This window comes from Wolbachia endosymbiont of Ceratosolen solmsi, from assembly GCF_017869155.1.
Lineage (GTDB): Bacteria > Pseudomonadota > Alphaproteobacteria > Rickettsiales > Anaplasmataceae > Wolbachia > Wolbachia pipientis.
Genome location: NZ_CP054598.1, coordinates 504,621 through 518,133 on the forward strand (window position 1 = coordinate 504,621; position 13,513 = coordinate 518,133).

At 35.0% G+C, this 13,513-nt stretch carries 9 protein-coding genes, 2 rRNA genes and 3 pseudogenes; 6 read left to right on the forward strand and 8 right to left on the reverse strand.

The features are described 5' to 3' along the window. Positions 1-43: 43 nt before the first annotated feature. On the reverse strand, positions 44-1,828 hold the full coding sequence (locus HUB95_RS02505; RefSeq protein WP_006280151.1) for a ribonucleoside-diphosphate reductase subunit alpha: 1,785 nt from the start codon (positions 1,826-1,828) through the stop codon (positions 44-46). A gap of 58 nt (positions 1,829-1,886) precedes the next feature. Continuing rightward, complete coding sequence (locus HUB95_RS02510) at positions 1,887-2,963, reverse strand: methyltransferase domain-containing protein (RefSeq protein ID WP_015588862.1); 1,077 nt, start codon at positions 2,961-2,963, stop codon at positions 1,887-1,889. Between the two features lie 335 nt (positions 2,964-3,298). On the opposite strand from HUB95_RS02510, the gene HUB95_RS02515 reads away from it, so the two are divergent. Continuing rightward, a 23S ribosomal RNA gene (locus HUB95_RS02515) occupies positions 3,299-6,064 on the forward strand. Positions 6,065-6,130: 66 nt separating this feature from the next. After that, positions 6,131-6,237, forward strand: a 5S ribosomal RNA gene (gene rrf / locus HUB95_RS02520). An 89-nt stretch (positions 6,238-6,326) separates the two neighbouring features. Here rrf and HUB95_RS02525 read toward each other — a convergent pair. The 3 genes and pseudogenes from HUB95_RS02525 to rpmH form a co-directional block, all read right to left on the reverse strand. Continuing rightward, a complete protein-coding gene (locus tag HUB95_RS02525; RefSeq protein WP_209452499.1) occupies positions 6,327-6,581 on the reverse strand; it encodes a hypothetical protein in 255 nt (84 codons plus the stop codon). An 86-nt stretch (positions 6,582-6,667) separates the two neighbouring features. Then, positions 6,668-6,943, reverse strand: a pseudogene (gene rnpA / locus HUB95_RS06055) (ribonuclease P protein component); the annotation flags it as partial. A gap of 67 nt (positions 6,944-7,010) precedes the next feature. After that, a complete protein-coding gene (gene rpmH / locus HUB95_RS02535; protein WP_006279898.1) occupies positions 7,011-7,145 on the reverse strand; it encodes a 50S ribosomal protein L34 in 135 nt (44 codons plus the stop codon). A gap of 107 nt (positions 7,146-7,252) precedes the next feature. Between rpmH and pstC the strand changes: the two genes are divergently transcribed. The 4 genes from pstC to HUB95_RS02555 all read left to right on the forward strand — a co-directional run bounded on the left by pstC (position 7,253) and on the right by HUB95_RS02555 (position 10,833). Beyond that, positions 7,253-8,341: a phosphate ABC transporter permease subunit PstC gene (gene pstC / locus HUB95_RS02540; protein ID WP_038199744.1), complete on the forward strand. Its 1,089-nt coding sequence runs from the start codon at positions 7,253-7,255 to the stop codon at positions 8,339-8,341. Positions 8,342-8,442: 101 nt separating this feature from the next. Continuing rightward, positions 8,443-9,870 (forward strand): F0F1 ATP synthase subunit beta, encoded by a 1,428-nt coding sequence (atpD, locus tag HUB95_RS02545; RefSeq protein WP_197907308.1) that lies wholly within the window; start codon positions 8,443-8,445, stop codon positions 9,868-9,870. Between the two features lie 12 nt (positions 9,871-9,882). Next, the gene (locus HUB95_RS02550; protein ID WP_015588865.1) at positions 9,883-10,227 is read left to right on the forward strand and encodes a F0F1 ATP synthase subunit epsilon; all 345 of its coding nucleotides are present in this window, start codon (positions 9,883-9,885) and stop codon (positions 10,225-10,227) included. Between the two features lie 426 nt (positions 10,228-10,653). Next, on the forward strand, positions 10,654-10,833 hold the full coding sequence (locus tag HUB95_RS02555) for an ankyrin repeat domain-containing protein (RefSeq protein WP_223823054.1): 180 nt from the start codon (positions 10,654-10,656) through the stop codon (positions 10,831-10,833). 93 nt (positions 10,834-10,926) lie between these two features. On the opposite strand, the pseudogene HUB95_RS06585 reads toward HUB95_RS02555, so the two are convergent. The 3 genes and pseudogenes from HUB95_RS06585 to HUB95_RS06590 form a co-directional block, all read right to left on the reverse strand. After that, positions 10,927-11,908, reverse strand: a pseudogene (locus HUB95_RS06585) (IS3 family transposase). Between the two features lie 209 nt (positions 11,909-12,117). Beyond that, entirely contained in the window at positions 12,118-13,047 is a 930-nt protein-coding gene (locus tag HUB95_RS02570; RefSeq protein ID WP_141456821.1) for an AEC family transporter, read from the reverse strand. A 314-nt stretch (positions 13,048-13,361) separates the two neighbouring features. Then, positions 13,362-13,504 (reverse strand): annotated as a pseudogene (locus HUB95_RS06590) (N-acetyltransferase); the annotation flags it as partial. Positions 13,505-13,513: the final 9 nt, after the last annotated feature.

Here is a 13,513-nt window from a genome sequence, read left to right on the forward strand (position 1 = left end):
ACCCATTTGCTTAACTTTCTCTCTACTTTTTTGAGTAAGGCCGCTATTGGCATGACAGACATTCATCGTAGTCAATATCTGTTTTTTGTTGCAATATTTCACTTTTTTTGAATATGTCATGCGAGACCTTATCGGCTCTCTGCATTGATTGTGATCTGCAGTAATATAAGCTCTTCAATCCTTTTTTCCAAGCAAGCATGTGTATTTTGTGCAAGTAACGTTTATGTACGTTGGCAGGTAAGAACAGATTTACTGATTGAGATTGACAAATATACGAAGTTCTATCACTTGCATGTTCTATAATCCATCTTTGGTCAAGCTCGTACGCTGTTTTAAATGTCAATTTTTCATGCTCACTAAGAAAATCTAAATGCTGAACGGAACCCTCGTTTGTTGAAATTGAAGACCATATTTTATCATTGTCTTGATTTTTTTCTGCTAATAGTTTTTGCAAGAATTTATTTCGCACTACAAATGAGCCTGTAAGTGTCTTTTGTATGAATACGTTTGCTGCATATGGTTCTATTCCAGGAGAGGTATTACCTGCAATAATGGAGATCGAAGCAGTAGGAGCAATAGCGAGTTTGTGTGTAAACCTTTCCATTAGATCAACTTCTTTGGCATCAGAACATGCTCCCTTTTCTTCTGCTAATTTTTTAGAAACTATATCTGCTTGCTCGCGTAAATACTTAAATATTTTTTTATTCCATTGTTGTGCTGTTACTGATTCAAAAGGAACCATTTTGCTTTGTAAAAATGAGTGAAAGCCCATCACACCAAGACCAATACTGCGTTCTCTGGCTGCAGAATATTTTGCTCGCTGCATTTCATTCGGTGCTTTATTTATGAAATCTTCCAATACATTATCAAGAAAGCGCATTATATCTTCTATGAAGAGTTTATTGTCTTTCCATTCTTCGTAGTACTCAAGGTTTACGGATGATAGACAACACACAGCAGTGCGTGACTTATTCAGGTGATCATAACCTGTGGTTAAAGTTATTTCACTGCATAGATTTGACATCTTGATGTCTAAGTTGAGCTTTTTGTAAGATTCTGGCTTATTGTTATTTGTTGCATCAAGGAAAATAATGTAAGGTTCTCCAGTTTCAACTCTTGCTGTTAATATTTTGATCCATATATCCCGCGCTTTTACAGTTGAAATAACCTTATTGTTGTGAGGGCTTATTAAATTCCATTCTTGATCATTTTCAACAGCCTGCATAAATTTATCTGTTACTATTACAGCATGATGTATATTTAACGCTTTGCGATTTGGGTCACCGCCTGTTGGCTTGCGTAAATCTAGAAACTCTTCTATCTCCGGATGAGATACAGGAAGGTAGACTGCTGAACTTCCTCGCCTTAGGGATCCCTGACTAATTGCAAGCGTTAGAGCATTTTGCACTACAATAAATGGAACAATTCCTGATGTTTTGCCGCTACCCTTTACGCTTTCGCCTATTGAGCGTAAATTTCCCCAATAACTACCTATGCCTCCTCCACGTGCAGCAAGCCAAACATTTTCATTCCATAGATCAACTATTCCCTGCAAGCTGTCTTCGGTTTCATTAAGAAAGCAAGAGATAGGTAACCCTCTCTTAGTGCCACCATTGCTGAGTATTGGTGTTGAAGGCATGAACCACAAGTTGCTCATGTAGTCATAAAGACGCTGCGCATGTTCTTTATTATCAGAATAGTAATTAGCAATACGTGCAAAGAGGTCTTGATAACTTTCATTTTCTATTAAATACCTGTCTGATAGAACTGCTTTTCCAAAGTCGGTTAATTTGCTGTCCTTTGCGTAATTAATGGTAATGTTATTCATAAAGTTCCTTTTATTCTTTTATTATATATAGATACTTAAAAGTCATTTTGAGCGATTTTTAAGTTAGGTTTTTCGGATTTTCTTGTTGATGCTGTAATGCAAACAAGATACCGTCAACCTGACTGCCATATATTTTACAGTAACTCATATAACTTATTTGCATATTTATTTCTTTTGCAACATGTTGAACATAACTTTCTGAGTGACGAAAATAGTCTCCTTTATTTACAAAGTCAATACCTTCACCTTCCTTTCTTCTTATTAAACATACAATAACCCCTTTTTTGCTCGTAGATCTTTTTGCTAATTCCAATTCTTCTTGAAAGTCATGTAGATAATGTAGCACTTCAGCAAAGATAATTACATCATACTGCTGGTTTTTCTCTTGTTTAAGAAACTCTTTCATTTCCATATGTATTAATTCATTGTAAACAGGCTTACCTTTTATAAAGCATCCTCTTGCGATATTTAGCATTCTACTTGAAATGTCAATTCCTATTATATGGTTTCCAATACTATTTATTTTCAAGAAATGACCACATATTCCAGTTCCACAACCAAGGTCGAGTATATTGAGCTCAGAAGTGGAGTTGTTGAAGATTTTTGTAATTATCATGTGTACAAGTTCATGCCCTCTATATTGTTTGGCAATCAACCAATGCTCAACAAAATATTCACCTGTGTAATCAAAATATTGTCTTATGAGGTTTTTTGGCAATTCTGTAATAGGCGCTGAGTTTGTCATTTTTTTTATATAGTAAGACGCCTCCTCGTGGTCATTATCTAATTTTAGTGCCCTTGTTAAATAATTATAAGCTTTGTTAGTATTCCCTACCGCAAAATGACACCTTCCGATGTTATACCAGACTATAGGTAAATGGGGGTAAAATATGCTAATTAACCAAAATCGTAACTTTGCATCTGATATGCTACCTTTATAAAAGTGATATAAACCGATTTCAATGTTGGTGTTTAACAGGTTCTTAGATTTTTTAAGAAGCACTGTCATTTCTTTATGAAGAGTATTATATTTATTCACAATGAAGTGTTTTACTTTCTTAATATTTAATACGCCAATGAGCTTAGACATACAATTTAAAGCAACGTTTTTTATAAAAGAGAGATTACTTTTCATACGTTAGAAATACTCCGAATGTTTATTATCATTTTTAGGCAATTGATTTTAACACATTTTATCTTACAAAATATCTTTTTTATTAATTTTTACTGTATATATAAGTTTACCACATATTTCTCAGATTATACTGTTTAGGATTGCTAGTATATTGTTGTTGATAATATAAGTAAATGTTTTGTGCAAAAAGGCGTTGACATATTATTTATTAGGTTATAACATATAAAAGATTAATTTAGTTTTTAGATGTTTGACAAGTTTTATGGTAGAGATTAATTTAATCTCAATTCAATTTTAATAATATTTAACTCTGCATATTCTGCATATAGTCGGATAAATAAATTATTAAGAGCACTTGATGGATGCCTTGGTGTTAAGAGGCGATGAAGGACGTGGCAGGCTGCGATAAGCTGTGGGGAATTGTCAACAAATTTTGATCCGCAGATTTCCGAATGGGGAAACCCAACTAGTTTAGCTAGTTATTACGTACTAAGTATGTAAAGCAAACTTGGTGAACTGAAATATCTAAGTAGCCAAAGGAAAAGAAATCAACCGAGATTCTGTTAGTAGTGACGAGCGAAAGCGGAAAAGGCTAGTGATTTAAGAATAAGAATTAGAATACTCTGGAAATAGTAACCATAGAAGGTGATAGTCCTGTATAAGTAGAAAGTTTTTAAATCCTTGAGTAGAGCGGGGCACGTGAAATCCTGTTTGAATATGGGGGGACCATCCTCCAAGCCTAAATACTCCTTAACGACCGATAGTGAACAAGTACCGTGAGGGAAAGGTGAAAAGAACCCCGGGAGGGGAGTGAAATAGAATCTGAAATCAAGTGCTTACAAACAGTTGGAGCTCTATATCAATTTATTGATATTTAGAGTGACAGCGTACCTTTTGCATAATGGGTCAGCGAGTTAATCTATGAAGCAAGCTTAAGCCGTTAGGTGTAGGCGTAGCGAAAGCAAGTCTGAATAGGGCGTTTTAGTTTTATGGATTAGACCCGAAACCAAGTGATCTAGTCATGACCAGATTGAAGGTGTGGTAAAACACACTGGAGGATCGAACCAGTTAATGTTGCAACATTATTGGATGAGTTGTGATTAGGGGTGAAAGGCCAATCAAACTTGGAAATAGCTGGTTCTCCGCGAAATCTATTTAGGTAGAGCGTTGTATGTATGTTGTTGGGGGTAGAGCACTGGATAGACTAGGGGGATTCACCGTCTTACCAAATCTAACTAAACTCCGAATACCAACAATTAATTATATAGCAGGCACACTACGGGTGCTAAGTCCGTGGTGAAGAGGGAAACAACCCAGATCACTATCTAAGGTCCCAAAATTACAGCTAAGTGGGGAAGGAAGTAGAAAAACCATTACAGCTAGGAGGTTGGCTTGGAAGCAGCCATCCTTTAAAGAAAGCGTAACAGCTCACTTGTCTAAATAAGTTTTTCTGCGCCGAAAATGTACCGGGGCTAAAGCTGTATACCGAAGATGTGAGTGCTTATTGATTTCGATCAATAGGCGCGGTAGCGGAGCGTTCCGTAAGTCTGTGAAGGTGGTTTGTGAAAACTGCTGGAGATATCGGAAGTGAGAATGCTGACATAAGTAGCGTAAAAGAGTGTGAAAAACACTCTCACCAAAAATCTAAGGGTTCCTACGTTAAGTTAATCTGCGTAGGGTTAGTCGGTTCCTAAGGCGAGTCCGTAAAGGAGTAGTCGATGGCAATTAGGTTAATATTCCTAAACCTCTTAAGTGTGACGGGTTTCGTATTTGTATAGATCTTATTGGATTGATCTATGCTTAAAAGAAGCTCCAGGAAATAGCACTTATATTTATGAGGCCGTACCGCAAACCGACACTGGTGGATGAGTAGAGTATACTAAGGTGTTGAAAGAATGATGTTGAAGGAACTCGGCAAATTATACCTGTAACTTCGGAAGAAGGGTAACCTGCTTTTAGGCAACTATGAGTAGGTGGCACAAAATAGGGAGTAGCGACTGTTTACTAAAAACACAGGACTCTGCAAACACGTAAGTGGAAGTATAGGGTCTGACGCCTGCCCGGTGCTGGAAGGTTAATAGGAAGGGTGCAAGCTCCGAATTGAAGCCCCAGTAAACGGCGGCCGTAACACTGACGGTCCTAAGGTAGCGAAATTCCTTGTCGGGTAAGTTCCGACCCGCACGAATGGCGTAACGATTTCTCCACTGTCTCCAACATCACTTCAGCGAAATTGAATTCCCCGTGCAGATGCGGGGTACCCGCGGTTAGACGAAGAGACCCCGTGCACCTTTACTATAGCTTTACATTGCTATTAAAAGTGTGATGTGCAGGATAGGTGGGAGACTTTGAAGTTATGGCGCTAGCTATAATGGAGTCAACCTTGAGATACCACCCTTTACACTTTTGATATCTAACTATGTTTCATTATCTGGAACTAGGACATTGTATGGTGGGTAGTTTGACTGGGGCGGTCGCCTCCTAAAAAGTAACGGAGGCGTGCGAAGGTAAGCTAGAGCTGGTCGGAAATCAGCTTGATAGTATAATGGCATAAGCTTGCCTGACTGCGAGGCTGACAAGCCAAGCAGAGACGAAAGTCGGTCATAGTGATCCGGTGATTCTGTATGGAAGGGTCATCGCTCAACGGATAAAAGGTACGCCGGGGATAACAGGCTGATGGTGTTCGAGCGTTCATAGCGACGACACCGTTTGGCACCTCGATGTCGACTCATCACATCCTGGGGCTGAAGAAGGTCCCAAGGGTTCGGCTGTTCGCCGATTAAAGTGATACGTGAGTTGGGTTTAGAACGTCGTGAGACAGTTCGGTTTCTATCTGCCGTGGGTGAAGGAAATTTGAGAAGGTCTGACTCTAGTACGAGAGGACCGAGATGGATATACCTCTGGTGTACCAGCTGTTATGCCAATAGCATCGCTGGGTGGCTATGTATAGATGGGATAATTGCTGAAAGCATATAAGCAAGAAATCCTCTTCAAAAAGATTTCCCAATTAAGGCCGTGGAAGACTACCACGTTGATAGGCTAGGTGTGGAAGCATGGTAACATGTGAAGCTAACTAGTACTAATAGCCTGATTGATTTATTTGCTTTCTATATGTGTGTATGCAGTGTTAAATATTAAGTTAAAATTGTTAAGTTAGAAATTTTTATTGACTTGGTGGCTATAGCAAAAATGAACCACCCGATCTTATCTCGAACTCGGAAGTGAAACTTTTTAGCGCTGATGGTACTTGAAAAGGGAGAGTAGGTCGCCGCCAAGTTTATAAAAATTTCTTTGTTAATTAGACAGTAGGTATACTTATATTTTAACTTTCTTGTTTTGTTACTATTCTTTAAGTTTTTACTTTAACTATGATATCTTTTTTTTTCTTATATGTTCTTGGTCATTTTCTACATTATTTAGCATTGTTCCTACTTCCCCTAATTGATTCCCTTTTGAAGGAGAATTACTGATTTCTGGTAATATTACATTACCTCCCACTTTTTTAAATAATTCTTCTTGTTGGCGAAATGCTGACCTCCAATCTGTTCCTTTAGGAAGAAATAAGAATTGATACATCTGACCAAAGCCTGTGTTATTTACCTCTTTTATATGCTCTACCATTCATCACACCCATTAACTATTTTTAAAAATTTTACCTATATTATCATAAAAAATATAGTTGTAAATACCTTAATTGAGATTTTTTTTTATTTTATCTTTTTTAAGCAAATAGTTAGATCTTTTTGTAAATTTTTATAACTTGCTTGCATAATGTTTCTATGAGTTAGTATTATGTAGTAGTGCCCTATATTACTTATATTTAAAATGCTAATTTTAGCAAGCATTCGTAGTTGCCTTTTTATTTTATTTCTTTTTGCTGCTTTTCCGGTTTTTTTACTGATAGCCAGACCTACTCTAATAGTATGAATGTACTTTTCAGGTTCTCTTTCTTTTATAGCGTACAGTGATATATAAAGCCCACGATAAAAAAGACTGTTGAGTGCTAACTTATTTTTGAAAGCAGAAGAAAAATCTTTTTTTTTATACTTACTATGCGCATAATTTGTTACACCCTAATGAACGGCGCCTATTAAGGATTTTTCTTCCAGCTCTTGTTGCCATACGTGAACGAAATCCGTGTCTGCGCTTTCTTATCAAATTTTTTGGTTGAAATGTTCTCTTCATTGTTTTTATATTAATATAATTATTTATTTTAAATTGTTTTACTTTATTGTCAAATAATGGTGAACTTGTATGACATTTTCGTAGAATAAAATTTGATGCATGGAAGAATGAATTCGGTGATAGTCATACCTGTCTTACTAATCCTTTTATTTTGTTTTAGTAGGTTTCAAGAAGTAAATAAGGTTAAATCTTATCTATATCTTAGTTGTGTATGGATGCTAACTTGGTTGTTAGTATTCTATAATAATTGTTTTGTAACTTTTATTTCTATAGCGTTACTTTTTTTCATGCTTGCTTTTATCTTTAAAAATAAAAGAAATAAGATAATAAAACTTTCGTTATTTGTGGCTTTGGCCATATCATTTTTTATCACTTTATTTATAATGCTGTCTATTTTTATTCAATCCATTAGTTTTTTTAATAAAGTAGCTATTTCAGAATTCTTGTTTTGCTTGAAATGGGGCCACAATGTAGTCACTATCAATGAAGAGAAGATAGGATGTTTTGGTATAGCGCCGCTTTTAGTTGGTACATTACTTATAACTATTATAGCAATGTTAGTTGTCGTTCCGCTTGGTTTATTTTCTGCAATATATATTAGTGAATATGCGAGTGAGAAAGTGCGTTATATTGTTAATACAACTTTGCAAGTTTTGTCTGCTATTCCTACGGTTGTATATGGATATTTCGCGGTTGTGTTTTTGTCTTTCTTTATAAAGCAGGTAGCAAATTTTTTTGGTTTAAGTATACACTCAGAAAGTGCCTTAGTTGCCGGTTTATCGATTGGGATAATGATTCTTCCTTTTATTATTTCTTTACTCGAAGATGCCATAAGATCTGTTCCAAAAAGCTTGCGTTATGGCTTCATGGCACTTGGTGCAACTCCAGCGGAAACTATATGGCATATAACAATACCTTATGCAATGCCTACAATTTTAAGTGCAATTTTATTGTCAATTTCAAGAGTGATAGGTGAAACAATGATTGTGCTAATGGCTGTGGGAATCAACGCAAATTTGACTTTTAACCCTCTTAATTCAGTTACTACCATTACCGTGCAGATCGCTACATTACTTACCGGAGATCAGGATTTCAATAGTGTACAAACTCTTGCTGCTTATGCGCTTAGTTTAGTATTGTTTATTATTACTTGGCTATTAAATGCATTTGCATTGTTTGTAATGAAGCGTAACTAGTAAGCGTTTTAATGTTGCAAAATTTCTATTAATAATATAAAATTTATTTTCTTTAGAAGTTCTTTTATGGAATTATAGTGTTAGGTGATAAAAATAAAGAGATGAATATAGGTAGAGCGATTAAGGTAACTCAAGCAGTTGTTGATATAAAATTTGAAGGTGAATTGCCTAAAATATTTAATGCTTTAAAAAGCAAACTAAAATATAAGGATAAGGAGCTGGTTTTAGAAGTTTCGCAGCATATAGGTGACAATATAGTTCGTTGTATTGCTATGGATAGCACAGATGGCATGTCAAGGGGGGATGAATTTGTTGATACAGGTGCACCAATATCGGTGCCAATTGGGCGTTCAACTTTAGGAAGGATTTTTAATGTTGTTGGAGAGCTTATAGATGAGTGTGGTCCACTGAAGGGAAAGTATAACTTAGAGCCTATACACAGAGCACCTCCAAGTTTTACTGAACAGAGAATACAGGAAGAAGTTTTAGTTACGGGAATAAAAGTTATAGATCTTCTTGCACCTTATCTTAAAGGAGGAAAAATTGGCTTATTTGGTGGAGCCGGTGTTGGTAAAACAGTCCTAATAATGGAATTAATTAATAATATAGCAAAAGCTCATAAAGGATTTTCTGTGTTTGCCGGGGTAGGGGAGAGAACGCGTGAAGGTAACGATCTTTATCACGAGATGATCACTTCAAATGTAATAAATATAAATGAGCATGAAAAATCTCAAGCTGTTTTGGTTTATGGTCAGATGAATGAGCCTCCTGGAGCAAGGGCTAGAATTGCTTTAACAGCACTTACTATGGCAGAGTATTTTCGTGACCGTGAAAACCAAGATGTTCTATTTTTTGTGGATAATATCTTTAGATTTACACAAGCTGGTTCTGAAATTTCTGCTTTACTTGGAAGAATACCGTCAGCTGTTGGTTATCAGCCAACCCTTGCAACTGATATGGGTGCAATGCAAGAAAGAATAGCTTCAACAACTTCTGGCTCTATTACTTCTGTGCAAGCTATATATGTTCCTGCGGACGATTTAACTGATCCAGCCCCAGCAACTACATTCTCTCACCTTGATGCAACCACAGTGTTGTCAAGGCAAATAGCTGAAATGGGAATATACCCTGCTGTTGATCCACTTGATTCAACTTCTCAGTCTTTATCTGCTGAAATCATTGGTGAAGAAAATTATAATGTAGCTTCTGAGGTGAAACGTATATTGCAAACTTATAAATCACTGCAAGATATTATCGCAATACTTGGTATGGATGAGCTATCTGATGAAGATAAAATTATTGTTGATAGGGCTCGTAAGATTCAGAAATTTCTTTCTCAACCTTTTCACGTTGCAGAAATATTTACTGGCATGCCTGGTAAATTTGTTTCACTTTCTGATACTGTTTCCAGTTTTAAAGGGATTGTTGAAGGCAAATATGATCACTTACCAGAGGCTGCTTTTTATATGGTGGGGAATATAGATGAAGCAATAAAAAAGGCTGAATTAATACAAGCTGAAGCTAAATAAAAGTTAAAGATTATGAATACTTTTAAAGTGCAATTTTTCTCTCCTGATGATCAAATTTCATTCAGTGGAGTGGTTTCTCTTTCAGTAACTGGGCTCGAAGGGGAGCTTATGATTTTAGCTCACCATGCTCCTTACTTAATTTATTTATTGCCTGGTATGATTACTGTTAAAATGAGTAACCAAATAGAAAAGAAGGTTGTAATTGATAGTGGCGTATTAGAAGTTGCAAATAATAATTGTAGCATTATAACAAGTCAAATTCAGGTTTTTGATCGTGCAATTCATGATGAGAAATCGTTTAAAAATAAGAGAATTAGTATATATTTAAGTTATCTTGATGAGAAGTTTCTTTCTTAGTTATTTTAGGCAAAAAGTCAATTATCATTCAAGTGGCTATAAGATTTTTGCTCAGGGGGCTCTTTTTTGTCATCCCAGAAACCCCGGGGTGTCATCCCAGTGTCGGAGTACTTTAGGTGTATGATCCCAGAGTGTGATGGTATGGGACCATACACCTAATCAAATAAAAATTAAAGAAGGAGAGTTGGTTGTAACGGTTGGAGATAACGACTTTGTTTTACCTGGAATTTACGTTGGATAAACTACAAAAAATAACAGGTAAAAATCAACGTAAATTTAAGATAAATCGATTTTATTAGTATTATCAAATCAAAATCTGTTTTTAATTAATCAATAATACTTTTTTACATATTTTCATCCCCTTTCATGGATTTTTTAATTTTATAGATGATATCTAATATTATTAGAAGCATTGTAAAATATCTTATGAGAAAAGTTATAAAATATATTAGCATTATTGGTATTGCATGTTTAGTATTGTTATTTTTTATATCTAATGTGGAAACACGCGTAAAAACACAGGAAGAACAATTATTCCTAGCTGTAGAAGATGGTAATGCACAAGAAGTAAAACTATTACTCAAAAATGGTGCAGACCCAAATTGACCTTACCCAGAAAAAGTAGAGAGAAAGTTAAGACGTTTTTATCATGAGAATAAATTGTGCAGGAATGCAATAGTTAATAGTAGAATGTCTACGTTATTTGTTACAAAAGATTTCTATGTATTCAAATATGGCAGTTCTGGTTTGTTGAGCGAGAAGTATCAATAAGCAGCTCCCTTTTAAGTGAACTTTTCTGCAACAGAGTTATCGTAACAACAGCCCTTATGGCTCATGCTGGAAATGATGTTTTTTGTATTCAATAGAAATTGGTAATTTTGAGAGGTATACTGTGACCCTTGATCGCTATGTAACAGCAGATTTTTATCGGGTTTGCGTTTATCAACGGCCATCAATAAAGAATCTATAACTAATTATCATGTTACTCATTAACCACCATGCGTGAATATAGGTCAATTATTGCCGCCAACAACCTTCTTTAGTTTTTATGTAGGTAATCCCAAACTTTATTTGGCTGATCAGTAGTAAAATTTTGATCCAATGTGTTCGGAGCCACAACTCGGTTGCTTATTTGCTGTTTTTTATTTTTGAACCTTCGTCTAAGCTTGGTTTTAATGCCATTTTCTTGCATAACACTTTGTACTGTTTTAATTTTTGCCTAAAGCTTTTAATTCAGCGTGAATTTTAGGGGCTCCATATCTGCATTTAGAATGCTTGATGTATTTTTTGAATATCTGCTAGAAGCCCTTCTTTTGCTAATTCTTTACTGCTTTTTTCCTTAGCAACCAATACCACCAGTACAAAACCCTACATAGTTCCTGTGTTTTATAGCAATTTCTATATAAAAGAATACTTTACTCTTTTTCTTTGCCCAGGGCTTTTTTTAAGATGTCTCTTTCTCTTATTAGCTCTTTTTTTAGATCAAATCTTTCTTTGTCATAAGGAGCCTTTGCCTGGAAATGCGTATGCTCCAGACATTTTTCCATCATATTTTCTTACTTAACATACTGCCATCTATACCTAGATCTTTTGCTATTTTTGTACTTGCTTGACCTGTTTCTTTAACCAGCTTAACAGCTTCTAATTTGAATTCTGCTGTATATTCTCTTCTATTTGTCATATTTTGAAAAAACGTTTTATTTTACTCCAAAAACGTCTTAACTTTCTCTCTACTTTTTCTGGGTAAGGTCAATTTACCGCCGCGGCGCTAACTAGTAGCGGGATGACGGGTTACCAAATTGTAGAAGTTGCTTTAGCTATAAATTCAAGTTTTATCAATGTCTTGTGTTGTTACCCAAATAATGGTTGTGCAAGCGCTTAATTTTTTGATCAAAAAGGAACAAGTTTAGTAAAAAATAATGATATTATTAGTGGAACATAAAACAGTCCCACTGCAGTACTGATTAGAAGCAACAGAGTAGCTTTATCTGGTTGATAATTCAAAATATTAGCAAGTATTATACTGGACCCAGAAACTGGAATAATAGCCAGCAACATCAGTGCTTTATATATGCTCTCATCGTATATACCTATAACATGCTTGTCTAAAAGGACAATTCCTAAAACAAACAGTGGCCAGAATACGTACTTTGCTGTAATAGTGATCAAAGCAAGCTTCCAATCTATTTTAAAGCTTGCAATATTCGCAATGCTCACTCCAAGTAGCACCATTCCTAATGTGACAAATGTACTTCTAATGTTCATCATAACATCTGTTAAAAAAGTAGGTATTTGTATATCGTATATACTTAAAAAGAAGCCCAGAACCATCGCATAAAGCGAAGGAAGTTTGAACAACTTTAATATGCATTCTTTTGCGGTATAAATACCATTTGCAGCTATGTAAAATCCTAAGCTGTTTTCAAATAGCGCCATTCCTATATAACAAACAACATATACAGATACTGAATCTTCATCAAATAAAGCCATGGCAATCGGCAGGCCAAAATAACCCATACTTGTGCTGCCCGAACTAAATGCTAATATGTTTCTCGTGTTATCCTTAAATAAAAAAGAAGAAAGATAATACACTGATAAGGACATAGTGCTACCTATAAACCATATCAAAATCGGCAGAGAAATTACTTTTAAATTAACTTCTGTATGAGAAACTCCATATAAAATCACTATTGGATTAGCTATATAAAAGAGTATTTGAGATATAGTGTTTCTATCAATTTTAAGACATTTTCCTGCTAAATAACCAATAAATATCGTAATATAAATAGGTAATATTTTTAGGAAAAGAGTAAAGAACATACTAGCCTATTGTGATACTTTTGACTGATAAAGTTATATTAGATCTTAAGGTATTGTAAAAGTAAACAAAATTTATTTTCCAATTTATCCAGCTCATAGTTAATTAAAAAAGATTCACTTGGTGCCAAAATTCGTTTTTACATAGGACTTAAGAATGACATTTTTATGATAAAATTATGTTAAGTTTCTATAAAGCTTCTTGCATATTTTTGAATAATGACATATTTACTAAAAATTAAACTGCTTGTAGTAATTTAGACGGACTGTTGAAAAAGTAAGAGGAAATAAGTAAAGTTAGGACAGAGAGTAAGAGCTTTAACATAGTTGTCATATTTTTCTTTAATTAACCCTAGTGTCCAATTTATCCACCATTCCTTCACATGAGGTGTTTCTAACCATTTTAATAACAGTAAAAAATGTTTTCTTTCAACGCTTTAAATGTGATATTTTTATTCATTAATTAAAA